Origin of the sequence: Paraburkholderia sp. Cy-641, assembly GCF_011752945.1 — a bacterium.
Lineage (GTDB): Bacteria > Pseudomonadota > Gammaproteobacteria > Burkholderiales > Burkholderiaceae > Paraburkholderia.
Genome location: NZ_VWWM01000086.1, coordinates 1 through 24807, shown reverse-complemented (window position 1 = coordinate 24807; position 24807 = coordinate 1). Strand labels below are relative to the sequence as shown.

The following is a 24807-nucleotide window of genomic DNA, read 5'->3' as shown; positions in this document are numbered from 1 at the left end:
AACGAGGCGACGAGCGCCGTGTACGGCATGCCGAAGGCGGCCGCCGCGCTCGACGCCGCCGCCGCGATCCTGCCGTTGCCGCGCATCGCCGACGCGCTCGTGGCCGCCATCGGCGAGCGCGAGGCCCGGGAGAGCTGCGGACCGGCATGGGCCGCGACGGCGCGACCGGCCTGAAGGCGATGCGAACCAAGGGTCATTACACGATCGCGCAGAACGAGGCGACGAGCGCCGTGTACGGCATGCCGAAGGCGGCCGCCGCGCTCGACGCCGCCGCCGCGATCCTGCCGTTGCCGCGCATCGCCGACGCGCTCGTGGCCGCCATCGGCGAGCGCGAGGCCCCCTTTGCACATTGACGTGGATTTCCCGATATTCATTCTGGCTGAACGACATGGACACGCCTAAACCGCCCCAGAACGCCGCTGCGCAGCATGCCGCAGACGAAGCGAACACACCGGCACAGGCACCGGCACACGCGCTCGACGTGGAAGATGCGCCCAGCCTCGCCATCGACGACGCGCTCGCGCGCATCCTCGCCAACCCGCCCGCGGCCGAGTGCCCGATCATGGTGCTGCTCGTCGACGACCAGGCGATCATCGCCGAGGCGGTGCGCCTCGCGCTCGCCGGCGAGCCCGGCGTCGACTTTCACTACTGCGCGTCGCCGGAAGAGGCGGTGCAGTGCGCCGAGACCACCCGCGCCACGGTGATCCTGCAGGATCTCGTGATGCCGGGCACGGACGGTCTCACGCTGGTGCGGCAGTACCGGCAGAATCCGGCCACGCGCGACATGCCGATCATCGTGCTGTCGACCAAGGAGGAGCCGCTCGTGAAAAGCGCGGCGTTCGCGGCCGGCGCCAACGATTACCTCGTGAAACTGCCGGATCGCATCGAGCTGATCGCGCGTATCCGCTATCACTCGCGCTCGTATCTGAACCTGCTGCAACGCGACGAGGCGTATCGCGCGCTGCGGCAGTCGCAGCAGCAGTTGCTCGCGACCAATCTGGAACTGCAGCGGCTCACGCATTCGGACGGCCTGACGGGGCTGTCGAACCGGCGCTATCTCGATCAGTACCTCACCGCCGAATGGCGCCGCGGCGCGCGCGACAAAACCGGCCTCGGCTTCCTGATGATCGACGTCGACAACTTCAAGGCCTACAACGACACCTACGGGCACGTCGCCGGCGACGAAGTGCTCAAGAGCGTCGCGCATACGATCGAATCGTGCCTCGGCCGCGCGTCCGATCTCGCGGCGCGCTTCGGCGGCGAAGAGTTCGCGGTGGTGGTGCCGGGCACGTCCGCCGGCGGCTTGCGGCTGCTCGCGGAAAAAATCCGCATCGCGATCGAAGACCTCGCGATTACCCATGCGGGCTCCGCGGCGGGCGTCGTGACGATCAGCATCGGCGTGGCGAGCCTCGTGCCGTCGATCGTGCAACCGGTGACGACGCTGATCGAAGCCGCCGACGTCGGCCTGTATCGCGCCAAACGCGACGGCAAGAACCAGGTGGCGACGAGCGGTTGAGCCGGCTTCTCGCCGTCAAGGCGATAGCGTAACAATCGCGGCGGACAATCGGGGGGGAGAACGGGCAAGACCGCGTAAGGAACGCGGCGCCGAAAGCGACGCCCAAAACGGCGCAAAAAAACGCGGCGGCCCCGTTACTATCGACCGGTCACCCCACCCAGTCCAACGAGGAAAGGAAACGCGATGAGCTACGACGACAGCAACCCGTTCGCGAAAATTCTGCGCGGCGAATTACCCTGCATCAAGGTGGCCGAAAGCGACCGTGCTCTGGCCTTTATGGACCTGATGCCGCAGGCCGACGGTCATCTGCTCGTCGTGCCGAAGGAAGCGGTCGCGGAAATTTTCGATCTGTCGGACGCCTCGCTGGTCGCGTCGATGCGCATGGCGCAGAAGCTCGCGATTGCCGTGCGCGCGGCCTTGCGCCCGGACGGCGTGTTCATCGGCCAGTTCAATGGCGCGGCGGCCGGACAAACCGTGCCGCACGTGCATTTCCACGTGATTCCGCGCTGGGAAGGCCATCCGCTGAAAATGCATGCGCGCGAACCCGCCGACGCGGACACGCTCGAAGCGCTGGCCAAACGGATTCGCGCGCATTGGCGCGCCGATTGAGGCCGGGCGTGCCCGGCCGGTTAGCCGCCGACGCCATTTGCCGCCCAGACCTGAAGTTGCCACTTAAGTCACATGGGCCATGCAGGTCATGCGCCGTAACATCTGTAAAAGCCGTTGAAACCACCAATAGGCGCGGCGCCGCTAGACTGTCTACTGCCTTGTAACTCAAGGCATTGAGTGTGGATCTCTTTTTTAGCCTGCCTGAGCGGCAGGCTTTTTTTCGGGCGCGCCGGGCAATAGCATGCCCCGGACTTCACGTCCGCTTCATGGTCGATCCACCGCCCAACCTCACAGCCGATGATCGCGCGAACGGCGCAGCGGATGGCGCCAGTCGATGCGCCTCGGCCGCGCATGCAACGGTCGCCCTTCGTGCAGATGACGGTGTTCCTGCCACAGTTCGTCTGAGAAAAGAAACGCGACGATCAGCAGCGGAACCACCAGAAAGATTCCCAATATCAGGTGCTCGCTCACGATAGCCTCCATCACAGGAGCATGATTTCATTGTAGAGCACCGCTTATGCCCGTCAGGCGTCTCGCCGAGCATAAACGCTCGATGCTGGCGGCCGCTGGCGAAACACCGCGCTGCCCTCGCCTGTCGGCGCGGCTTTGCGCCTGGCGCATGCTTTGCCGCACGCGGGGCAACGACGCCTTGCATGCGCCCGGCGCCCGCCGCGAACTCGCCCTCGTTACACGTAGACTAACCGGCATCGACGTGAAAAAAAGACCGCGTTACATGCGCTGCATGCAACGCCGGGATCCGAACCGCTGGCTCTCAAGGGGAATGCCATGACCATCGAACGTAGCCGCGAACTGAGCCTGCGCCCGCTCGAACGTACCGATCTGCGCTTCGTCCACGACGTGAACAACGACGCCAAGATCATGCGGTACTGGTTCGAAGAGCCTTATGAAACCTTCTCCGAACTGAGCCAGCTCTACGACGAGCACGTGCACGATCTGCGCGAGCGGCGCTTCGTCGCGATCGACAACAAGGGTGCGACGGTCGGGCTCGTCGAGCTGATCGAGCTGGACTACATCCATCGGCGCGGCGAATTTCAGATCATCATCGCGCCGCATGCGCAGGGTCGCGGCTACGCGAGCGTCGCGACCCGCCTCGCGATCGACTATGCGTTTTCGGTTCTGAACATGCGCAAGCTCTACCTGATCGTCGATAAATCGAATGCGGCGGCGATTCACGTTTACGAGAAATGCGGCTTCAGGCACGAGGCCGAATTGATCGAGGAATTTTTCAGCAACGGCCAGTATCACAATGCGCTGCGCATGTGCCTGTTTCAGGCGGATTTCTTCAAATCCGACACGCGTTCGGAGTGATTTAGCGAGTGCGGCCAGGCGAGCCGTTGCGCACCTGGCATCGTTTATCTTCTGCACATACACCGTTATTTCGCATGACTGGCTTTGCCCGCCCGATGACTTTGTGTGCGTCGCACAAAATCCGCGCATTCATTTTATTAAATCGCTTAATTGATGCTGCGCGTTTACGCGAATACGCCGTGCAATGCATTACCTGTTAAAGGCGTGCGCGCCGTCGATCTTTTAGTTATCCGTTTCATTCCGGCTCGTTCAGGCACCTGCTCAAGGATTAATCAGATGCGGCATGAGGTGCGACAATCCGCCACTGTTGCGACCGCACACAAAATGTGCTTGTCCTTCTTTCCCGTTCTCCTAAAGTGCAAGTTGCGGGTCCGCCGTTAAAGTTAAATACATAGCTAACCTGAGCATTCTGACCTGCACCGGAGGAAAAAAATGAAAACTCGAATCGCCGTTGTTTTCGCCATGGCGGGTTTGGCTGCCGCAAGCGTTCAGGCGCAAGACGTCATGATCAAGCCGCAGCAAACGATTCAGTTCAAGGCCAATGCGTATGGCTGCGTGTCGAAGGATAAGCTCGATGCCGCCGACCAGCATGCGCAAGCCGGCGAACAGCAGCAGATGCAGGAATTCTTCTCCGGATTTCAATGCGTATCGACGCCGCAGGATTCCAGTTTCCGGGTCGTGCGCGTGGTCGGCCACGACGTCGAGTTCGTGAATTCCAGCAATAGCGACACCGAAGGACTCTGGGCAAACGACCGGTTTATCAGGCAATAGTCAAAACCCCTGCAATAGGGAGTACCGTTTTTCCGGCAAAAGCCGGAATGCGGATTGACGTGTGCAACTGCCGGTTTTGAAAGCAGGCAGCATGAACACGTGAGCCAAGAAGCGGCCCGGCATCGTGATGCCCGGCCGTTTTTTTATTGCCCTTTGTTTTATTGCCCTTTGCCTACCGAGGATGCAATACGGCGATGCAATAAAAAAAGCCGATGCGGATGATCGATCCGCATCGGCAGTACGCCTTCTCGCAAGCGCAGGGAAAACCGGCAAAGAGCGGGGCAAGCGGGCGTCAGTGCACGCGCTTGCTGCGGCGGAACTGGTCGAACAGCACCGCGAGCAGCAGAATGCCGCCGCGAATCAGGTACTGGTAAAACGTCGGCACGTTCAGCAAGCTCATCGCGTCCTGCACCGAGCCCATGATCAGCACGCCGACCAGCACGCCCGAAATCGTCGCGACACCGCCTGTCAGCGACACGCCGCCGAGCACGCAGGCCGAAATCACGCCGAGCTCGAGCCCGACCGACGTCTTCGGATCGCCGAGGCTCATGCGCGACGCGAGCATCACGCCCGCGAAGCCGGTCACGAGACCTTGCAGCACGAACACGGTGATCTTGATGCGCGTGACCGGCAGCCCCGCGAGCACGGCCGCTTCGCTATTGCCGCCGACGGCCAGCACGTTCTTGCCGAACACGGTTTTCTTCAACAGAAAGCCGAACAGCACGAAGCCGACGATGTTGCTCCAGATCGGATACGAGATGCCGAGGAACGAACCGCCGCCGAGATCGAAGAAGCGCTCTTCGGAAATCATCACCGCGTCGCCGTTCGACGTGATGTAGGCGAGGCCGCGCACGACTTCCATCATCGCGAGCGTGACGATCAGCGAGTTGATCTTGTAGCGCGCGACGAGCGTGCCGTTCACGAGCCCGACCGCGCCGCCCGCGAGCACGCCGGCCACGATGCCGATGAACACGCTATGCGTCGCGGTAATCAGCACGGACGCCACCACGCCCGAAAACGCGACGATCGACGCGACCGACAGATCCACCTCGCCGAGCGCGAGCACGAACATCATCGTGACGGAGATCGAGCCGATCAGCGTGACCGAGAGCAGCAGGCCCTGGATGTTGCGCGTGCTCAGAAAGTCGGGAACCGTGAACGACAGCACCGCGAACAGGATGATGAACACCATCACGATGCCGGATTTGTTGATGAGGTCCCAGGTGCGCGCGGCGCGCGCGGTGAGACCCGTGGCGGCGACGGCGGGGGTCGAGGAATCGGTTGAAGGTGTATTCATGGTGTCTGTTCCGTTTTAATGCCGTTTTTCATGCGGTTTTTCGTGCCGTTTTGGCTGCGGTAGTGCGCTTGCAACGGCGCGTTCCGGTTGCGTTCACCGAGTTGGCGAGCGAGCGGGCAAGCAGGGCGTGAAGCAAAGTGAGCCCAGCGCGATCGGCCCGCCGCTCAGCGCGGCAACGCGAGCTTGATCAGCGCATCGGGCGTGGCCTGCGCCTTCGGCAAATCGCCGACGATGCGTCCTTCCTTCATCACGATCACGCGATCGGTCACGCCGATCACTTCGGCAAGATCACTCGACACGACGATGACCGTGCGGCCCGCTTCGGCAAGCCCGTACAGCAGCCCGTAAATCTCGCTACGCGCGCCGACGTCGATGCCGCGCGTGGGCTCGTCCATCAGGAACACGTCGATCTCTTCCGCGAGCCAGCGCGACAGGATCACCTTCTGCTGATTGCCGCCCGACAGCGTGCCGATCGGCGTGTCGCCGTTGCGCGTCTTGATCGCGAGCTTGCCGATGAACTCGCGCGTGGTCTGCGCTTCCTTGCGGCCGTTGAGCACGTGAAAACGGCTGAAGTGGCGGCGGCAACTGATGTTGAGGTTGTCCGATACCGACGCGATCGAGACGATGCCTTCCTGCTTGCGATCCTCGGGACACAGCGCAACACCGGCGCGCACCGCGTCGCGCGGCGTCGCGAACTGCACGCGCCGGCCCTTCAGCGCAATCTCGCCGGCGCTCGGTTTCACCGCGCCGTAGATCAGCTTCATCAACTCGGAGCGGCCCGCGCCGACGAGCCCGAAGAAGCCGACGATCTCGCCCTTGCGCGCAGCGAACGAAGCCGGCTCGCGCAGCCCCGGTCCTAGCAGCGCCTTCACGTCGAGTTGCACGTCGCCGAGGTTGCGCGTGCGATAGCCATACACGTCGGTAATCGAGCGGCCGACCATGCAGCTGATCAGCCGGTCGCGATCGAGCTCCGCGCCGGCCTCGAACGTGTCGATGCGGCGGCCGTCGCGAAACACGGTGACGCGATCGCACAGTTCGTACACCTCGTCCATCCGGTGCGTGACGTAGATGATCGCGCGGCCCTCGGCCTTCAGCGCGCGGATGATGCGGAACAGCTGCGTCGTTTCGCGCGACGACAACGAACTGGTCGGCTCGTCGAAGGCGATCACGCGCGCGTCGCGCATCAGCGCCTTGCCGATCTCGATCATCTGCCGCTGGCCGATCGACAGATGCTTGACCTGTTGCGACGGGTCGATCTTTTCGCCGAGCCGTTCGAGCTCGCGCATCGCGCGCGCAACGAGCGCCTTTTCGTCGAGGACACCGAAGCGATTCGGCAGCGCGCCGAGCATCAGGTTTTCGGCGACGGTCAGCTCCGGCACCAGATGCAGTTCCTGATAGATGATCGCGATGCCCGCCGCGATCGCTGCTTTGGTCGTCGCAAACTGCTGCTCGACGCCGTCGAGCGACAGCGTGCCCGCGACCGGATGATTGACGCCGGACAGCACCTTCAGCAGCGTCGATTTGCCCGCGCCGTTTTCGCCCATCAGGCCATGCACTTCGCCGCGCCGTACTTCGAGCGAGACCTGGTCGAGCGCGAGCACGCCCGGAAAGCGCACGGTGATGCCGTCGAGTTGCAGATAAGGGTCGCCGGAAGCGGGCGAGGGCGCGAGCGCCGCCGCGCCGTCGTGGGACCCGGTGGAGAAGGACGTCATCGAGAAACCTCAAACAGGTGGAACCTGCGCGGGCCACCTCGCGCTCGTGCGGCTAAACACATGAACGCATGAACATACGAGCGCGATGCGGCCCGCCACGGCGGCGAGAAACCTCGCTTAAATGCCGGTGAAATACTGCGAGCCCAATGCCGCGGGTTAAATGCCGCGCCTCAAATACCGCGTCAAATACCAAGCTCCTTGCGCACGTCCAGCCAGTTGTCGCGCACCATCAGCTTGCCGGTGGTCTGCGTGTCGGCGGGCGGCTGCTTGCCGTCCTTGATCCACTCGACGAGGTTCTCGGTGCTCTCCTTGCCGTGGTTCGTCGAACTCACGGCGATCGTGCCGTAGAAGCCGGTCGGCTCCTTCTTCTGGAACTCGGCGAATGCTTCGCCCGCACCGTTGATGCCGACGCCGATCACGTCCGCGGCCGGAATATGCAGCTGCTCGGTCGCGCGCACGCCGCCGAGCACGCTTTCCTCGTTGAGCGCGAAGATCACCCACTTCTTGATGTTCGGATGCTGTGCGAGCACCGGCGATACCGCGTTGAAGCCGCCTTCGTCGTCGGTCGTTTTCTGCGGCGCGTCGAAAATGTTTTCCTTCCTGAAGCCGCCCGCGAGCAGCGACTGCGTCGCGCCGTCGGTGCGCAGTTTCGCGGTCGGCAGTTCGTAGTCGGTGATGCGCAGCGCGCCGACTTCCTCGGGCTTCCAGCCGCGGCGCTTCATTTCGTCGCTGATCGCCTGGCCCACCTGATTGCCGATCTTGAACGCGGACATGCCGAGGTGCGGCACGTTCGCGAGCGGCTTGCCGGTCGAGTCGACCAGTTGATCGTCGACGGTCACGAACTTCATGTTGTAGCGCTTCGCGCGCGCCTGGATCGCCGGTCCGAGACGCACGTCGGGCGCGCAGATCACGAAGCCCTTGGCGCCCTGCGCGCCGAGGTTGTCGATCGCGGCCAGCACTTTTTCGCCGTCCGGCGTGCCGATGTTGACGACCGAGAAGCCGTCCTTCTGACCGAGCGCGGTCGCGGCCTTCTGTTCGTTGATGAACCACGCCTGTTCCGGCATCTTCACGAGGAAGCCGACCTTGAGCGGCTCATCGGCGCGTGCGGACAGTTGCGCGGCAAACGGCGCGGCGAGGGCCGCTGCGGCCATCGCGGTCAGGGTCAAACGGCGAAGCTTGCTGGTCATCTTTGTCTCCTGAGGTTGAAAAGCTGCATTGATGTCGTGTAATTGCAGCAGGGCAGTGCGCGGCGGCCTCAGCCGTCGCGCGAATCCGGGTGAATTTGCGGGTGAGGTTGCGGACGAAAGCGCGAGCAGCACATGAAGCGCCGCGTGAGCCGATGCGCGCAACCGGTAGCGAATGCGTGAGCGCGGCTCATGGCGCTCAGCCCGCCACGTAGGCCGTTTTCACGGCCGTCCAGAACGCCGCGTCGGTCGCGCCATAGGCCGAGGCCTTGCGCCCGCCGCCGGGTCCGTGATGCTCGACGGCGGTGGTCGGCAGATTGATCGTCACGAGCCCGCTCTGCACATGGCGGCGAAAATGCCGCGCGCGTTCGAGCGAGCGCGTGCAGATGCCGGCGCACAAACCATAGGCGGTGTCGTTCGCGAGATAGAGCGCGTGCTCGTAGTCGTCGGCGCGCAGCACGACCGCGAGCGGCCCGAAAATCTCGTCGCGGGCGATGCGGTGCTCCGCCTCGCCGATAAACAGCGCGGGTTCGAAGAAATAGCCGCGCGTCGCGCGCTCCAGAGGCCGGCCGCCGTGCAGCAGTTGCGCGCCTTCCTGCTCGCCGATGCGCACGTAGTCGAGATTGCGTTCGAGCTGCGCCGCGTTCGCGACCGGACCGATGTCGGTGCCGTGCTTCAGCGCGTGATCGACGGTGAGTCTGGCGAGCTTCGCCTGCAACGCGTCGACGAACGGCGCGAACACCGCGCGCTCGACGATGAGCCGCGCCGACGCCGTGCCGCGCTGGCCCGTCGCGCTATAGGCGCCGGTCAGCGCCGCCTCGACCGCGCCGTCGAGATCGGCGTCGGCGAGCACGACGAACGGATTCTTGCCGCCCATTTCGAGCTGCACGCGTGCCTGGCGCGCGGCGGCCGCCTGCAGCACGCGCGTGCCGGTTTCGGTCGAGCCCGTGAAGCTGATCGCCGCGACGAGCGGATGCCCGACGATGCGCGCGCCGACCTTGCGGCCGCTGCCCATCACGAGGTTGAACACGCCGGCCGGCAAACCCGCGCGGCTGATGATCGAGGCCAAGGCCGCCGCGCAGGCCGGCGCCGATTCGGCCGGCTTGTAGACGACGCAGTTGCCGTGCGCGAGCGCGGCGCCGATCTTGGCCGCGGCGATCGCGAGCGGCGCGCTCCACGGCGCGATGATGCCGACCACGCCGAGCGGCTCGCGCGTCATGTCGATCTCGACGCCGGCGCGCGCCGACGCGAGCGGCTCGGCGAATGCTCGCAAGGCCTCGGCCGCGAACAGCTTGAAGAGCTGACCCGCGCGCGTCGCTTCGGCGAGCGCTTCGGGCAACACCTTGCCGATTTCGCGCGCCAAGAGGCGCCCCAGTTCGTCGCGGCGCGCGAGCATTTCGCTGCCGATCGCGTCGAGCGCGTCCGCGCGGCGCTGCGCCGACGCGAGCGACCAGTCGCGAAACGCCGCGTGCGCGGCCTCGATCGCGCTGTCGGTCTGCCGCACGTCGGCCCGCGCGTATTCGCCGACCGGGTCGCCCAGGTCCGACGGATTGAACGACATGCCCGCGGTCGCGCCGGTCTCCCATCCACCATTGATGTAATGGCGAAACGGGCTGGCAACGAGCGGGACGAGCGGATCGCGGTTCATCGACGGAAACGGCGTGGCATGGAAAAAGGCGGCAAGCGCGGGCGAAGCTCACAAAGTCCACGAATGGTATGAGCGGCCGCCATAACTTTCCAATCCCTTTTTAGGTCTCTCCGATATCAGTTTCGATATGGCATCATGGCGCCCTGAAGCGCGGCGACCGGCCGCCGTTACCACGACGGGCGGTTCGGGGCAGAAAGCCGCGCGCCGAAAACGAGAGGAGACAACGCGATGACGCGTAGCTATTCGAACTGGTTCGTGCGGGCGCGGCTCAAGACGCGCCAGCTGCTGCTGCTCGCGGCAATGGAGGAAGAGGGCAACGTGCGGCGCGCGGCCGACGTGCTCGGCATGACGCAGCCGGCCGCGTCGCGGCTGCTCAAGGAACTCGAGGACATGCTCGAAGTGAGCCTGTTCGACCGCACGCCGCACGGCATGCACGCAACGCTCTACGGCGAGGTGATGATCCGCCACGCGCGCATGGTGCTGTCGAACCTGAGCCAGGCGCACGACGAAATCTCGGCGCTGCGCTCGGGGCTCGCGGGCCAGGTGCGCATCGGCGTGATCGCGGCCGCCGCCGCGGCGATGGTGCCGCGTGCGATCGCGAACGTGAAGGAGCGCTATCCGCAATTGCAGATCTGGGCCGACATCGAGACCTCGGACGTGATGCTGCCGCGCCTCGCCGAAGGCGATCTCGACATCATGGTCGGCCGCGTGCTCGAACGGCAGAACCAGCTCAAGACCGACGTGCGCTACGAGCCGCTCGCCGACGAACCGCTCTGCGTGGTCGCCCGGCCCGGCCATCCTCTCGAAAATGAGACAGGTTTGACATTGCGCGGAATCGTCAACGCGAGCTGGGTTCTGCACCCGCCGGGCAGCGTGCTGCGCCACCGCTTCGATCTGATGTTTTCGCAGATCGGCCTGAATCCGCCGCAAAATGTCGTCAATACGAACAATTTTCTGGCTATTTCGAGCCTGCTCCTGCAAAGCGACATGTTGGCGGTTTTACCTGAGGAAGTGGCGCGTCAATACCAACAGTACGGCGTATTGAAACGGGTACCGATCGATTTACCGTACAGGATGGATACATTCGGTATCATCACGCGCCAGTCGCATCTGCTGGCGCCGGCCGCCGTGATCGTACTCGACGCCTTGCGGGACGCGGCTCGCGAGGTCTACGGCGCGCCGCTGGAGCCCGTGGTGGTCCGATAAATGCTCCTTCCGTCGTCATAGGCACCGGCTGACGGCGCGGGAGGAACACGCGATGCATGGCAAATACGACAGACGGCAACGCGCCGTCGACGATTCTTTTTCCGTTCGCTCCGGTGGAGCGAGCGCCTGGTTCAGCAACGGCATGGCTCTCAAATCGACGATTTACAAGGCGGAACTACAGATCGCGGACATGGACCGGCACTATTACGCCGACCATTCGCTGACGATCGCCCGTCACCCCTCGGAAACCGACGACCGGATGATGGTCCGCGTCGCGGCGTTCGCGCTGTTCGCGCAGGAACGGCTCGAGTTCTGCAAAGGCTTGTCGGATGTCGACGAGCCGGACTTGTGGCAGAAAGACCTCACCGGCGCGATCGAAACGTGGATCGAGGTCGGCCAGCCCGACGAGCGGCGCATCGCGAAGGCGAGCGGCCGCGCCAATCACGTAGTCGTGATCGCGTACGGCGGGCGGACCTCGGACATCTGGTGGCAGGGCGTGCGCAACAAGGTCGAGCGTCTGCGCAACGTGACGGTGTGGACGCTCGGCGAGGACGTCGCCGCATCGCTCGGCTCGCTTGCCGAACGCACGATGCGGCTGCAATGCACGGTACAGGATGGTGAAGCGTGGCTCGGCAGCGCCGAGGCCGACGCGGTGAAAATCGACTGGACGGTGTTGAAGGCGCCCGCCGACGCCTGAGTTCTACGCGAAGCCGGCGCCGGCCTGACCGGCCAACGTCGCTCGCGGCGGCCCGAGCGCCCCCTGGCCGAAGCTCAGAGCGACGTCACCCGCGCCGCGTCCGGCGGCCCCTTCAGTTCGACCATATTGCCTTCCGGGTCGAACAGATACAGCGACGGCCCAAAGCCGTCCGCGCCATAACGCACGCCCTGTTCGCCGATCCGCGCGCCATGCGCGGCCAGATGCGCCGTGAGCGCTGCGACGTCGAACGATTCGATGCGCAGGCACAGGTGATCCAGATTGCGTCCCGTGCCCGGCATACCGTTTTCCGCGCGATCGAGCTTTGCGCCGACCTGCAGCAGATCGATCAGCGAACGTCCCGCGCGCAATTGCGTAAGACCCAGCTCGCGCTGCTCCTTTTCGAGACTGCAGCCGAGCACGTCGCAGTAAAAACGCGCGAGCGTCTCGACGTTCGTCGCCCGGATCACGACGTGGTCGATCTCGCGAATATGGATTTTCATCTCGGACACCCTCTTGCCGGTTCGGAGAACCAATGAGCGAAGTGTAGGAGAAAGGACCGCGCGGCGGGATCGAGGGAGGGGAAGGGAAAAACGACGGGCAAAAAAAAGCCCGCTCGATTGGAGCGGGCTGAATCCATATCAGGAGGAGACATGGAGGAGACAGGTACTAATATACACATCGGGTTGATGCGACGCAATAACTTTTTAAGGGAAAACCCGGTATCGGGCCAAATTGTCGCGATTTGAGGCAAAACACCCGCCTGGAGCGGGTTTACAGGTGAGTTGAAAGCGTCCTGAATGAGATTTAGCGGGTTTTGACCCCGTTACGAGTAGGGAAAAGCGAGCGGCAATGACAGAGCAAGAACCGGAGCGTAGTGTGTCGCCATCGGACCTACATTGATGAGCATCGACATTGCCTGCCCATCAGGGACCACGGAACGATCATGAACGCCAACCGCCATTCCGCCGCAATCCGCACCGCCACCGGCGAGGAATCCAACGCCACCCGCTGGCTCACCGACGACGACCGCTGGGCCGCCGTCACCCGTCGCGAGCGCGAAGCCGACGGCGTCTTCTTCTACGCGGTCAGGACGACCGGCGTGTTCTGCCGGCCGTCGTGCGCGTCGCGCCAGCCACGTCGCGAGAACGTCGCCTTCTTCACCGATGCCGCCGCCGCGCGCGCCGCGGGCTTCCGCGATTGCAAGCGCTGCCAGCCCGGCGGCCTGCCGCGCGAACTCGACATCGTGAATCGCGCGTGCGCCGCGCTCGACGCGGATCCGCAGCAGCGCCTCACGCTCGCGCAACTGGGTGACGCCGTGCACGTGAGCCCGTTCCACCTGCAACGCCTCTTCAAGCGCGTGGTCGGCGTGTCGCCGCGCCAGTACCAGGCCGCGCAGCGCGGGGCCGCGTTGCGCGATGCGCTGAAGGGCGGCGCCGACGTCACGCGCGCGACGCTCGACGCCGGCTTCGGCTCGCCGTCGCGGATGTACGACAGCGCGCCGGCCGAACTCGGCATGGCGCCGTCCGCGTATCGCCGCAAGGGCGCGGGGCTCACGGTCCGCTACGCGAGCGCGCCGACCCCGCTTGGCTTCGTGCTCGTCGCCGCGACCGACAAAGGCATCTGCAAGATCGGTTTCGGCGACGACCCCGCGCCGCTCATCGACGAACTGCGCGGCGAATTCGCCAACGCGGCGCTCTGCGAAGACGCCGCCGGGCTCGCGCCGTTCGTCGCGCAGATCGACGCGTATCTGCGCGGCACCCGCCAGGACTTCGATCTGCCGCTCGACATCGCCTCGACCGCGTTCAAGCAGCGCGTGTGGGACGCGCTGCGGCGCATTCCGTACGGCGAAACGCGCAGCTATTCGCAAATCGCCGAGGCGGTCGGCTCGCCACGCGCCGTGCGCGCGGTGGCGAGCGCGTGCGCGACGAATCCGGTCGCGCTTGCGATTCCCTGCCATCGCGTCGTGCAAAAGGGCGGAGCGCTCGCCGGCTATCGCTGGGGGCTGCCGCGCAAGGCCGCCTTGCTCGACAACGAGGCGCAGCACGCCGGCGACGCGGCGCACGGCGCCAGCGAGGCGGACCACCGCAAAACCGGCCGCGACGACGCGAGCCCGAACCCCGCCAAGACAACAACATCCCGACTGGATCACGCCGCGTGACTACGCATAACGACGTCGCAACCCTCGAACTGCCGTTCAAACCACCCTTCGACTGGCCGCGCCTGCTGCGCTTTTTCGGCGGCCGCGCGACGCCGGGCGTCGAAGCCGTCGAAGACGGCGCGTATCGCCGCGCGATCGACTGGAACGGCGACGGCGGCACGCTCACTGTGCGTCTGCATCCGCGCAGGCGCTGCATCGTCGCGAGTATCGAAGGGCCCGCGAGCCGTCACGCCGACGCGCTCGCCGCGCCGATCGCGAAGATGTTCGACCTGCGCGCCGATCCGAAGCAGATTGCCGCGGGCTTCGCCGCCGATCCGTGGCTCGCGCCGCTCGTCGAGGCGGTGCCCGGCCTGCGCGTGCCGGGCGCATGGTCCGGCTTCGAGCTCGTGGTGCGCGCGATCGTCGGCCAGCAGGTCAGCGTGAAGGCCGCGACGACGATCATCGGACGGCTCGTGCAGCGCGCGGGCGAGCGCATCGAAGCTCATCCGCATGAGAATACCGCGTGGCGTTTCCCGACGCCCGCCGCGCTGGCCGAGGTCGACCTCGCGCAGATCGGCATGCCGGGCAAACGCGTCGCCGCCTTGCAAGGCTTCGCGCGCGCGGTCGCGAGCGGCGAGGTGCCGCTCGACAGCGACACCGTCGACGCCACGAGCCTGCGAGGCGCCTTGCTCGCGCTCGCGGGCATCGGCCCGTGGACCGTCGAGTACGTCGCGATGCGCGCCTGGCGCGACCCCGACGCGTGGCCCGCGTCGGACCTCGTGCTGATGCAGGCAATCTGCGCGCGCGATCCGTCGCTCGTGCGCCCCGCGCAGCAGCGCAGCCGCACCGATGCGTGGCGGCCATATCGCGCGTACGCGGCGATGCATCTGTGGAACGAGATCGCGGATCGAGCAGGCGCGGCCCGTGGCGGTTGAGTCGACGGCCAGGTGAGGCGAGGCGACCCGCCGTACGCGGTTTGCGATCGCTGCACGAATAGCGTCACGCAACATGCAGCAGCGAGTTGCGTCGCCGGAACAGCAGATGCGGCGCGCCGGCAAGCAGCGCGCGCATCCCGCCGAAGTGGCCGCAAGCAGCCGTTCTGGCGAGATGTTAAAGTGCCCGCTACTGAAAATTCCGCCGAACGTTGTCGCCGCACCGTACCGCCGTATCGCCAGCGAAACATCAGGTGATAATCAGGCCAGGCGGTACGCTGCGGCGGCAACGCGCGACTCGCATCAATGCCAAACACGAAACCTTCCCGCACGACCGATGCGTTCTCGCACCGCCTGTCCGTGCTGACCTCGAGCCCGCAACGCGAGGCGCTGATACGCGGCCTGCGCGGCATCGAAAAGGAAAGCCTGCGCGTCACGCACGACGGCCAGCTCGCGATGACGCAGCATCCGCGCGCGCTCGGCTCGGCGCTCACGCATCCTTCGCTGACCACGGACTACTCCGAAGCGCTGCTCGAACTGATTACGCCGGCCGAACAGGACGTTGCCGACACGCTCGCAAAACTCGACACGCTGCATCGTTTCGTCTATGCCGAACTCGGCGGCGAGATCCTCTGGAACAACTCGATGCCGGGCCTCCTGCCCGCCGCCGACGAGGGCATTCCGATCGCGCACTACGGCAGCTCGAACATCGGCAGGCTCAAGTACGTGTATCGCGTCGGCCTCGCGCTGCGGTATGGCCGCGCGATGCAGTGCATCGCAGGCATCCACTACAACTATTCGCTGAACGAAGAAGTATGGCGGCAGCTGCATGCGGATCAGCAGTCCACCGCGAACGCCGTCGATTTCCAGTCCGAGCGCTACCTCGCGCTGATCCGCAATTTCCGCCGCACGAACTGGCTGCTGATGTATCTGTTCGGCGCGTCGCCGGCGCTCGATCGCCGCTTCCTGCGCGATCGCCCGCACGCGCTCGACAGCTTCGACGCCGACACGCTGTATCGCCCGTACGCAACAAGCCTGCGCATGAGCGATCTCGGCTATTCGAACACCACCGCGCAAGCCGCGCTGCACGCCGACTACGACACGCTGCCCGGCTATCTCGACGCGCTCGCGAAGGCGGTGAGCCAGCCCTATCCGGCCTACGAGCAGATCGGCACGCAACGCGACGGCGAGTGGGTGCAGATCAACACCAACGTGCTGCAGATCGAAAACGAGTTCTATTCGACGATTCGTCCGAAGCGCGTCACGTATCCGGGCGAGCGGCCGCTGCACGCGCTCGCCGCGCGCGGCGTGCAATACGTCGAAGTGCGCTGCATGGATATCGATCCGTTCGAGCCGACCGGTATTTCATTGGAGACGTCGCGCTTTCTCGACGCCTATCTGCTCGTCTGTGCACTCGAGGACAGCGCGCCGTTGCCGCCGCCCGCCTATGCCGAAGCGAACCAGAACTTCGGCCGCGTGACGATGGAAGGCCGCAAGCCCGGCCTCGAACTGATCCGCGACGGCAAGACCGTTGCGATGACCGATTGGGCCGACGAACTGCTCGCGAAGATCGACGCGGCCGCGGCCGCGCTCGACACGCTGCAGGGCGGCGACGCGCATGCGCGCGCCGTGGCCGCGCAACGCGCGAAACTCGCGGACGCGTCGCTGACGCCGTCGGCGCGCGTGCTGCAAACGATGCGCGACAGGCAGCAGAGCTTTATCGCGTTCGGTCTCGAACAGAGCGAGGCACATGCCGCGTATTTCCGCTCGCGTCCGCTCGATGCCGCGAAGGCGAAGGAGTTCGCCGACCTCGCGGTGCGATCGCTCGACGAACAGGCGAAGCTCGAACGCGAAGAAGTCGGTTCGTTCGATGCGTTCGTCGCTGCTTATCGGGCGTATACGCTCAATCGTTTTAGCGTCTGAACGACGCGCAACTGATGTGAAGAAAGAGAAAGCGGCCCACGTGGCCGCTTTTTTGTTCGCCGCGCCATTCGACCCAGGGCATCGTGCAAATGAGCCGCGGGTAGGCTACGAGTAGGCAGCTGGTAGGCTTTACGCACGACACTTGCGGTTCGCGCCAACGATCGGCAAATTCTCCGCGCGCACCAACGATTCTCCGAGGCGCATGAAACACCGCCCCGGCGTTGCGGTCCAAAGTGGTATGACACGCTCCGCAGCGGGAGGTACCAACGTGATGAGCAAATGTCTGTGGGCCGCGCTGTGTCTGGTGGCGACGGCAGGGTGTTCGACGCAGGGCCAGGTCGATCCGGACGTCATGCAGATCGCGACCACACCGTTGACGTGTTCGAGCCGGACCGAATGCGATCTCTGGTGGCAACGTGCGCAGTCATGGGTAGCGAGTCATTCGAAGTACAAGATCGAAACCGCAACCGATTCGCTGATCCAGACCACCGGCCCCGATGGCGGCAAGCGCGCACTCGCGTATCAGATCACGCGCACCGAGAATCCGGATGGCACCGCGACCATCGGCTTCTCCGCGCATTGCGACGGCGCATTGGGATGCAAGCCGAACCCGTGGCAAGCGGGCGCCGATTTCAAGCAGTACGTGAGAGGCGCGAGTGCTGAAGCGCCGCAGGGTGGAGCAAAGCCCGCGCAATCGCCAGAGCCTGCCGCGATGCATCCGGAAGCAATGCCGGAAAAGCCGCCGGCGACGCCGAACGGCGAGGCGATGTCGCAGTAGTGCGCGGGGCGTGCGTCGCAGTGATCGCACAGGTACGCCCCGCACATCAACAACACGTTACGCCGATGCGAACGACACGCCGCGCTCGAGCGTCGGCATGCGCGCTCGCCGCATCGGCGTGCAACGGCTCAATGCCCCATCGAAGGCCCCGCGCCCTTGCGCGGCTTCGTGATCCACACCAGCACCGCCAGCACGAGAAACGCCGCGCAGGAAATGCGGAAGAAATCGTTGGTGGCCATCATGTACGCCTGCGAGGTCACCACCTGGTTCAACTGAGCAGTGAGGCTGTCGCCGGAAAGCCCGACGCCCGCGAGCGCATTCGTATAGGCATTGGTATTCGGCGAATACACGTTGACCGTATCGGCGAGCATCGCGTGGTGATAGATCGTGTCGTTCTCCCAGAACGTCGTGCTGATGGCCGTGCCGATCGCGCCCGACAACGTGCGGAAGAAATTCGACAGACCCGACGCGCTCGCGAGCCGTTCGTCGGACACGCTGGAGAGCGTGATCGTCGTCATCGGCACGAAGAAGCACGCTACGCCGATGCCCTGCACGAGCCGCGGCAGAATCACGCCACCGAACGACACGTCGAGCGTAAACGTCGAGTTCCAGAACGACACGATCGCGAACACGATAAACGCGAAGCTCGCGACCATGCGCAGATTCAGCCGATGCATGTTCTTGCCGATCATCGGCGAGAGGAACAGCGCGAGCAATCCGACGGGTGCCGTGGCGAGGCCCGCGAGGCCGGCCGTGTAGCCCATTACCGTTTGGAGCCACAGCGGGAAGATCACCACCGAGCCGAAGAACGCCATGAAGCCGAATGAGATGATGACGACGCCGAGCGCGAAGTTGCGATCCTTGAAAAGTGACAGATCGACGATCGGCTCCTCCTCCGTCAACTCCCATACGAGCAGGAACGCGATCGACACGAGCGCGATCACCGCGAGCGTCACGATGAACGTCGAATTGAACCAGTCGCGGTCCTTGCCGAGGTCGAGCATCATCTGCAGGCACGACACGCCGGTCACGAGCAGCGCGAGGCCGATCACGTCGATGCGCTGCTGCGTCGTCTTCGTCTCGCGGCCGCGCAGCAGCAGGTACGCGCAAATCGCCGAGAACAGGCCGATCGGCACGTTGATGTAGAAAATCCACGGCCACGTGAAGTTGTCGGTAATGTAGCCGCCCATCACGGGACCGAAGATCGGCGCGCAGATCACGGTCATCGCCCAGAGGCCGAGGGCGAGTCCGCGCTTCGCGGGCGGATAGGAGCGCATCAGGATCGTTTGCGAGAGCGGCACCATCGGCCCGGACACGAGCCCTTGCACGAGCCGGAACACGATCAGCGATTCGAAGTTGTGCGCGAAGCCGCAGGCCGCCGACGCGAGCGTAAAGAGCAGCACCGACAGCGTGAACAGCCGCACTTCGCCGACGCGTCGCGCGAGCCAGCCGGTCAGCGGCACGGCAATCGCCGAGGCGACCGAATACGACGAGATCACCCAGGTGCCCTGGCTGGAGGCAACGCCGAGGCTGCCGGAAATGGTCGGCACCGCGACGTTCGCGATCGAGGTGTCGAGCACCTCCATGAAGGTGCCGAGCGCAAGGCCGACGGTCAGCAGGGCAAGCGTGCCGCCCTGTAGCTGGGCGGGTTCGTCGGCAAGCGGCGTAGCATCGGAAGCCGTGGCATCCATAGGTTGTTCTCCTCAGCCGGGAAAGCTTGTCACAGCAGCTTTATCGCGCGCTTCAAACGCGCCGCTTTCATGCCGCATCATCCTCTGCCCAGACAGCTTTCTTCAGGCAATGGCGCTTGGGGAAGCGCCGCGTTGCCTTGTTGTTGCGCGCCACCGCCTTGCGGCGATGGGTCTTCAGATCACGCGTCCGGCACATCCGGCTGCGCGGTCAATCCACAACATCCGCCGCCCCCTCCGTCCGGCCCGTTCGCAATGAAGCGGCTGAGCAGATGAATCAGCGTGGCGTGTTCGTCGGCGCTGAAACCGCGCAGCTGCTCGTTGAGCACCGCGACGCCGAGGCCCGGCAATTGCCGCGCGGCGTCATGGCCCTGCGGCGTCAGCTCCAGCTTCACCATGCGCCGGTCGTCGCTGCTGCGCGTGCGCACCACAAAACCTTTCTTTTCAAGACGATCTAGCAGACGCGTCATCGAACCGCTGTCGTACGACATGGCGCGCGACAGCTCGAACGGCGTGCTCGCGCGCCGCGACGACAGCATCAGGATCACGCCGATCTGCTGCGCGGTCAGCCCCAGCGGCTTGACCGCGCGGTCCGTGCGCTCGACCAGCACGTTGCGCGCTTTCGTCAGGTAATAGCCGAGACTCGTCGTGAGATCGGTCTCGTCCGCGTGGTAAGGGCCATCAGCCATGGTGTATCCGCAACATCGACAGGCAGAGGGAAGTTTAGCTGCCTAAGCAGGCAAGTCAAATCGCATTTTCAAACGGCTGACCGGCAGAAAAACAACACTCCGGTCGTTCAAGGAGTGCAGTATGTTGAAAACTAATTGCATAGTCAATATTATGTTAAGCAATGAGTTTCGCGCGATACGCGCCTTTCGAGACCATGTTCTGACCGATCGTCCGCACGCCGCGGCTCCGCGACGCGCAAAAACAGGATTTCCCCGATGCTGTACCTCAAAAACACGCTTGGCGGCCTGAGCCGCTCACTGACCGATTCCGCACACAGGAACTTCCAAGGTCCGCACCGCTGGTGGAAGCTCGCGCTGTTCGCGGGACTGTTCGTGCTGCCGGGCGGATCGGTCGGCGTCGCGCTGCTCGCGTGGGTGGAGCATCGGCGGGAAACGAAGCGCGCGAAGAACAAGGCAGCGGCCGTGGACAACCCGGCGATCGTGCTGTCCGTGGAAGCCAGCGCGGCTACGGCAAAAGCCATTGCGGCTCCCGCGGCAAACGCCGCCACGGGCTGCCAGGCGCGCGGCGGTAAGCCGTGCCGGGCCGCAGCCGGCAAGCTGGCGCGGCAAAGACAGGCCAAACCGGCGGAAACGAGGGTTTGATCGTCGGCGCGCGTTCAGTGCGCGCGTCCGCCGCGATTCGACGCGCGACTTTGCCCGCTCGCCACACACGCGCCACCCGGCGCCCGCCGCTCCTCGCCTCACGCGGTAACAACGCGTAACCATCTCAATATCGCAAGTAACACACCTGCGCATAGCCACGCATTACGCTTTCACCTTTCAGTTTCCCGCGCTCGTGCGGGCTCATACGCTAACATTCCGGCAGACCACGATCTCGCCCGGCCGGTGGCGCCGCTCCGGCCGCACCGCGGCGTCCAGAAGGAATCCATTGCATGCAGTCTGATCGAACCTCGCGCGCGCGGCCGCTTGCGCCGCGCGCTCTGACCCTTGCCGTAAGCGCGGCCTGCGCGATGCTCGTGGCCGCCTGCGCGGTCGGCCCCAACTATCAGCGGCCGGCCACCGAGATCCCGGCGTCGTACAAGGAAGCCGCCCCCGGCTGGAAGGTCGCCGAACCGGCCGATCAGTACGATCGTGGCGACTGGTGGGCCATCTACGAAGACCCGAAGCTCAACGAACTCGAAGACAAGTTGAACGCCGCGAACCAGACCATCGCGCAGTTCGCCGCGAGCTACCGGCAGGCGCGCGCGCTGGTCGGCGAGGCGCGTGCCGCGTATTTCCCGACCATCGGCGCGTCGGCGGGCGCGACGCGCTCGGGCAACGGCACGTCGTCGGGCGGTAATTCGACGACGGCGACAAACCGCACCGGCATCAACAACAACTTCAACGTCCAGCTCGACGCCAGCTGGGAGCCGGACCTGTGGGGTTCGGTCACGCGCTCGGTCAACGCGCAGAAGGCCGGCCAGCAGGGCGCCGCCGCCGACCTCGCGAACGCGCGCCTGTCGGCTCAGGCCACGCTCGCGCAAACCTACTTCTCGCTGCGCGCGCTCGACTCCACGCAAAAGCTGCTCGACGACACCGTCGCGGCCTATCAGCGCTCGCTGCAACTCACGCAGAACCAGTACGCGGCCGGCGTCGCCGCGCGCTCGGACGTGATTCAGGCGCAAACGCAATTGCAATCGGCGCAGGCCGCGGCAATCGACAACGGCATCCAGCGCGCCCAGGACGAGCATGCGATCGCAGTGCTGATCGGCATGCCGGCCTCGATGTTCTCGCTGCCGCCGATGCCGCTCACCGCGACGCCACCCGCCGTGCCCGCGCAAATGCCGTCGGCGCTGCTCGAACGGCGGCCGGACATCGCCTCGGCCGAGCGCAAGGCCGCGGCCGCAAACGAGCAGATCGGCGTCGCGATCGCGGCGTTCTTCCCGTCGCTGACGGTATCGGCGACCGGCGGCTTCGAGAACTCGGTGTTCTCGCAGTTGCTGACCTTGCCGTCGCGCTTCTGGACGCTCGGCCCGCAACTCGCCGGGACGATCTTCGACGCCGGCCTGCGCAAGGCGCAAACCGACGCCGCGCGCGCCGCCTACGACGCTGACGTCGCCACCTATCGTCAGACGGTGCTGACCGCGTTCCAGGACGTCGAGGACAACCTCGCGTCGCAGCGCATCCTCGAACAGGAAATCGTCGTGCAGCGGCAGGCGGTCGAGTCGGCCCGCCAGGCGCTCGCGATCGTCACCAACGAGTACAAGGCGGGCACGGTCGGCTTCGTCAACGTGCTGACCGCGCAGACCACCGCGTTCACGGCCGAGCAGAAGCTCGAGAGCATCGCGGGGCAGCGGATGGTGTCGTCGGTGGGGCTGGTGAAGGCGCTCGGCGGCGGCTGGGACGCGTCGCAGATGAATCGTGAGACGGGCGAGGTGGCTGCGCCGGCTCCGTTGCCGGCTGCGGCTGCGGTCACGCCGGGCGCGGCAGCCGCGGCAAGCGGCGCTGCCGTGGCGATGGCCGCCACGCCGGTAGCGCGTAGCGAGATGCCAAACACGGCGCAGAACGGCATGGAGGCGCAACCCCAAGTGCCGGGCAAATAAACGCCACGCCGCTCGCGAACCGCTGAAGCATCAACGAAGAATCAATCGCAAAGCGAAGCAAGAGCAAAGCAGGACCGCAAAAACAGAAGAGGCATGACCGCGCAACGCGGCCATGCCTCTTTTTTTCATCGCGCCACACGTCCGCAACGCGCACGCATCAGCACACGAAAATCAGTGCACGAAAGCCAGCGCCACCGTATCGGGCCCGCTCGGCCGGCCTAGCAGATTCAGCAGGCCGGCCAGGTTGTCGCGCGCCTCGGGCGCGGCGCTCGCCGTGCCATGAAACGACGTCGAAGCCGCCGACACCGTGCCGCTGCCGTTCAGCATCAGCGGTCCCTTGAGCGTGCTCAGATCGAGCGTCGACGAAGTGCCCTGCGCCTGCAAACGGACCCGATACGAACCGAGCGGCTTGACGAGCGAAATCCGCGAGCTGACGTCGGTCAGCGTCATGGTCAGTTGCCCGAACGCTTCGCCATTGAAGCTGCGCCAGTCCGTCCACGAGAGCTGCACGTCGCCCTGCAGATCGAGCGTATTGAACGGCGCGCCGAGCCCGACGAGCAGCGACGCCGGCACCGCGAGCGCGCCCGGCGTGATGGTTGCACCGCGCGGCGTCGCGTCGACCGTGACCGGCTCGGGCATCGCCTCGCTGTGCCGCATGACCATGCGCACGCGTCCCGTGAACAATGGCCAGAACGCCGTATGCCATTCGATCCGGCCAGGCAGCAAGGTGGCCGTGCTCATGTCGGAACCGGCGGCCAGCATCAGTGTGGCCGAGCCGTGCCAAAGCGAGCCTTCCGCGTCGACGAAATTGACGTGGCCGTGGGTCTGCCGCGCAAACTGCGGCGTGATCCAGGCGGCCGGCAGCAAGGCCAGCATCACGGCCGCGGCCGACAACAATGCGACCACGAGCCAGGGCAGCGCGATACGTACGCGCCACATCCAGTAATTCATGCGAAATCCTGTAGCGAACGGCTCATTCTTATTTTGCGGTCGACGGCTGCAACGACACCGTCAGGTCCACCTGGCCGTCGTCCTTCAACGCGGTGATGTGCGCCTCGGCGACCTGCACCTTGAACTGCTTGCGCACGTCGTCGACCCATGTCGTCCAGGCCGGAAACGCGACGTTCTTCATCTGCACCTGCACCGCGTTGCCGATGAACTGCACCTGCGTCGCGGTCAATCCGTGATCGCCGAGCGACGCCGTCAGCGCATCCTTCAAGGCCGCGCCGGTCGGTGCCACGCCCTGAGCAGCCGCCGACAGCGAGCGCGCCTCGTTCGCCTGCGCGGTCATCTGCGCGAGTTGCCGTTGCAGCGCCGGCAGCGATTCCTTGAGGTGCGAGCGGCCGTCCTGCGCCGGCGCCCACAGCACCGACCACGCGACCACCACCGCGAGCACGCCGCCGCCCCACGTCAGCAGCCCCTTTTCGCGATCGGTGCGCTGGTCCCAGAATCCGGCCCATGTTTGAGCGAGTTCAGCTTTCATTGTCCGTTCCTGATGGTCCACTTGCCGGTGTTGCTGTCGATCGCGCCGGTGAGTCCGTTGCGCTCGAGGCGCTTCGCAAAATCGGGATCGACCTTGATCTCCGGTTTGAAGGTCACCTCGAGGCGGTGCTCGTGATAGTCGAGCGCGGCGATGCCGTTGACCGGCAGCGGCGACAGCGAGCGCGCGAGGCCATCGGCGAGCGAGAGGAAATCTTCCGGCGACAGTTCGCCCGCCGCGACACGCAACTGCTGCACCTGGCGCGCCATCTGGTCGGGCGCGTCGAGCACGACCGTCGTCTTCGGGAACGTGTTGAGCAGCAGCTCCGTCATCTGCGTGTTGATCGCGTCGCGCTGGCGCGACAGCATCAGCCACTGCACGTTCGCGCCGATGACCGCGACGACGAGCGCCGCGACCGCGAGCAGGATCGGCAGACGCAGACGCCGGAGCGTCGCGCGATCGAGCCGCCACGGCTGCGAGGCGAACTCGAACTGGCACAGATCGAAGCGACATTCGAGCGCGCGCCGCGCAAGCTGTTCGAACGGCAGCGGACTCGCGCCGTGGACGTGCGCGGCGAGCCGCGCGGGACTCGTCGCGGAAGAACCCGGTTCGTTGCCGGGCACCTCGGA

Annotated in this window: 23 protein-coding genes and 1 pseudogene; 13 read left to right on the top strand and 11 right to left on the bottom strand. The window is 65.3% G+C overall.

What is annotated here, in order from left to right; genetic code table 11:
• The 3 genes and pseudogenes from F3J20_RS32330 to F3J20_RS29690 form a co-directional block, all read left to right on the top strand.
• Window positions 1-353 (top strand): annotated as a pseudogene (locus F3J20_RS32330) (chemotaxis protein CheB); the annotation flags it as partial.
• Between the two features lie 35 nt (window positions 354-388).
• A complete protein-coding gene (locus tag F3J20_RS29695) occupies window positions 389-1516 on the top strand; it encodes a diguanylate cyclase (RefSeq protein ID WP_167285637.1) in 1128 nt (375 codons plus the stop codon).
• A gap of 183 nt (window positions 1517-1699) precedes the next feature.
• Window positions 1700-2125: an HIT family protein gene (locus F3J20_RS29690; protein ID WP_167050059.1), complete on the top strand. Its 426-nt coding sequence runs from the start codon at window positions 1700-1702 to the stop codon at window positions 2123-2125.
• Between the two features lie 288 nt (window positions 2126-2413).
• Here F3J20_RS29690 and F3J20_RS29685 read toward each other — a convergent pair whose 3' ends face one another.
• Complete coding sequence (locus F3J20_RS29685; protein WP_167050061.1) at window positions 2414-2596, bottom strand: hypothetical protein; 183 nt, start codon at window positions 2594-2596, stop codon at window positions 2414-2416.
• 315 nt (window positions 2597-2911) lie between these two features.
• On the opposite strand from F3J20_RS29685, the gene speG reads away from it, so the two are divergent.
• Both speG and F3J20_RS29675 read left to right on the top strand, forming a co-directional pair.
• Window positions 2912-3454, top strand: coding sequence for a spermidine N1-acetyltransferase (gene speG, locus F3J20_RS29680; protein WP_167285636.1), 543 nt, complete (start codon window positions 2912-2914; stop codon window positions 3452-3454).
• A 432-nt stretch (window positions 3455-3886) separates the two neighbouring features.
• Window positions 3887-4225 (top strand): hypothetical protein, encoded by a 339-nt coding sequence (locus F3J20_RS29675; protein WP_167050065.1) that lies wholly within the window; start codon window positions 3887-3889, stop codon window positions 4223-4225.
• Window positions 4226-4517: 292 nt separating this feature from the next.
• Here the strand turns inward: F3J20_RS29675 and araH are convergent, their stop codons facing one another.
• The 4 genes from araH to F3J20_RS29655 all read right to left on the bottom strand — a co-directional run bounded on the left by araH (window position 4518) and on the right by F3J20_RS29655 (window position 10066).
• Entirely contained in the window at window positions 4518-5522 is a 1005-nt protein-coding gene (gene araH / locus F3J20_RS29670; protein ID WP_167050068.1) for an L-arabinose ABC transporter permease AraH, read from the bottom strand.
• 164 nt (window positions 5523-5686) lie between these two features.
• Window positions 5687-7234 carry an L-arabinose ABC transporter ATP-binding protein AraG gene (gene araG / locus F3J20_RS29665; protein WP_167285635.1) on the bottom strand — a complete coding sequence of 516 codons (1548 nt, stop codon included), beginning with the start codon at window positions 7232-7234 and terminating at the stop codon, window positions 5687-5689.
• A 182-nt stretch (window positions 7235-7416) separates the two neighbouring features.
• Complete coding sequence (locus F3J20_RS29660) at window positions 7417-8421, bottom strand: arabinose ABC transporter substrate-binding protein (protein WP_167050072.1); 1005 nt, start codon at window positions 8419-8421, stop codon at window positions 7417-7419.
• Between the two features lie 196 nt (window positions 8422-8617).
• Window positions 8618-10066 carry an aldehyde dehydrogenase family protein gene (locus F3J20_RS29655; RefSeq protein ID WP_167050074.1) on the bottom strand — a complete coding sequence of 483 codons (1449 nt, stop codon included), beginning with the start codon at window positions 10064-10066 and terminating at the stop codon, window positions 8618-8620.
• 228 nt (window positions 10067-10294) lie between these two features.
• Between F3J20_RS29655 and F3J20_RS29650 the strand changes: the two genes are divergently transcribed.
• Window positions 10295-11272 (top strand): LysR family transcriptional regulator, encoded by a 978-nt coding sequence (locus F3J20_RS29650; RefSeq protein WP_167285634.1) that lies wholly within the window; start codon window positions 10295-10297, stop codon window positions 11270-11272.
• A gap of 142 nt (window positions 11273-11414) precedes the next feature.
• On the top strand, window positions 11415-11969 hold the full coding sequence (locus F3J20_RS29645; protein ID WP_167050078.1) for a YaeQ family protein: 555 nt from the start codon (window positions 11415-11417) through the stop codon (window positions 11967-11969).
• A gap of 74 nt (window positions 11970-12043) precedes the next feature.
• Here F3J20_RS29645 and F3J20_RS29640 read toward each other — a convergent pair whose 3' ends face one another.
• Window positions 12044-12469 carry a VOC family protein gene (locus tag F3J20_RS29640; protein WP_167050080.1) on the bottom strand — a complete coding sequence of 142 codons (426 nt, stop codon included), beginning with the start codon at window positions 12467-12469 and terminating at the stop codon, window positions 12044-12046.
• Window positions 12470-12912: 443 nt separating this feature from the next.
• On the opposite strand from F3J20_RS29640, the gene ada reads away from it, so the two are divergent.
• The 4 genes from ada (at window position 12913) to F3J20_RS29620 (ending at window position 17739) form a co-directional block, all read left to right on the top strand.
• Window positions 12913-14127: a bifunctional DNA-binding transcriptional regulator/O6-methylguanine-DNA methyltransferase Ada gene (ada, locus tag F3J20_RS29635; protein ID WP_205299410.1), complete on the top strand. Its 1215-nt coding sequence runs from the start codon at window positions 12913-12915 to the stop codon at window positions 14125-14127.
• Window positions 14124-15041: a DNA-3-methyladenine glycosylase gene (locus F3J20_RS29630; protein WP_167285633.1), complete on the top strand. Its 918-nt coding sequence runs from the start codon at window positions 14124-14126 to the stop codon at window positions 15039-15041. The genes ada and F3J20_RS29630 overlap by 4 nt, the downstream gene beginning before the upstream one ends.
• 303 nt (window positions 15042-15344) lie before the next feature.
• Window positions 15345-16961 carry a glutamate--cysteine ligase gene (gene gshA, locus F3J20_RS29625; RefSeq protein ID WP_167285632.1) on the top strand — a complete coding sequence of 539 codons (1617 nt, stop codon included), beginning with the start codon at window positions 15345-15347 and terminating at the stop codon, window positions 16959-16961.
• A 271-nt stretch (window positions 16962-17232) separates the two neighbouring features.
• The gene (locus F3J20_RS29620) at window positions 17233-17739 is read left to right on the top strand and encodes a hypothetical protein (RefSeq protein ID WP_205193407.1); all 507 of its coding nucleotides are present in this window, start codon (window positions 17233-17235) and stop codon (window positions 17737-17739) included.
• 128 nt (window positions 17740-17867) lie between these two features.
• On the opposite strand, the gene F3J20_RS29615 is transcribed toward F3J20_RS29620, so the two are convergent.
• Window positions 17868-19430, bottom strand: a complete 1563-nt coding sequence (locus F3J20_RS29615) for a DHA2 family efflux MFS transporter permease subunit (RefSeq protein WP_167285631.1) — start codon at window positions 19428-19430, stop codon at window positions 17868-17870.
• Between the two features lie 179 nt (window positions 19431-19609).
• Window positions 19610-20116: a MarR family transcriptional regulator gene (locus tag F3J20_RS29610; RefSeq protein ID WP_167050088.1), complete on the bottom strand. Its 507-nt coding sequence runs from the start codon at window positions 20114-20116 to the stop codon at window positions 19610-19612.
• Window positions 20117-20371: 255 nt separating this feature from the next.
• Here F3J20_RS29610 and F3J20_RS29605 point away from each other — a divergent pair, with 255 nt between their 5' ends.
• Entirely contained in the window at window positions 20372-20758 is a 387-nt protein-coding gene (locus F3J20_RS29605; protein ID WP_167285630.1) for a hypothetical protein, read from the top strand.
• A 290-nt stretch (window positions 20759-21048) separates the two neighbouring features.
• Window positions 21049-22698 (top strand): efflux transporter outer membrane subunit, encoded by a 1650-nt coding sequence (locus F3J20_RS29600; RefSeq protein WP_167285629.1) that lies wholly within the window; start codon window positions 21049-21051, stop codon window positions 22696-22698.
• A gap of 171 nt (window positions 22699-22869) precedes the next feature.
• On the opposite strand, the gene F3J20_RS29595 is transcribed toward F3J20_RS29600, so the two are convergent.
• The 3 genes from F3J20_RS29595 to gspL all read right to left on the bottom strand — a co-directional run.
• Window positions 22870-23649, bottom strand: a complete 780-nt coding sequence (locus tag F3J20_RS29595; protein ID WP_167285628.1) for a type II secretion system protein N — start codon at window positions 23647-23649, stop codon at window positions 22870-22872.
• A gap of 28 nt (window positions 23650-23677) precedes the next feature.
• On the bottom strand, window positions 23678-24181 hold the full coding sequence (locus F3J20_RS29590; RefSeq protein WP_167050096.1) for a type II secretion system protein M: 504 nt from the start codon (window positions 24179-24181) through the stop codon (window positions 23678-23680).
• A partial coding sequence (gene gspL / locus F3J20_RS29585; RefSeq protein WP_240162957.1) for a type II secretion system protein GspL occupies window positions 24178-24807 on the bottom strand: 630 nt, incomplete at its 5' end. The genes gspL and F3J20_RS29590, both read right to left, overlap by 4 nt.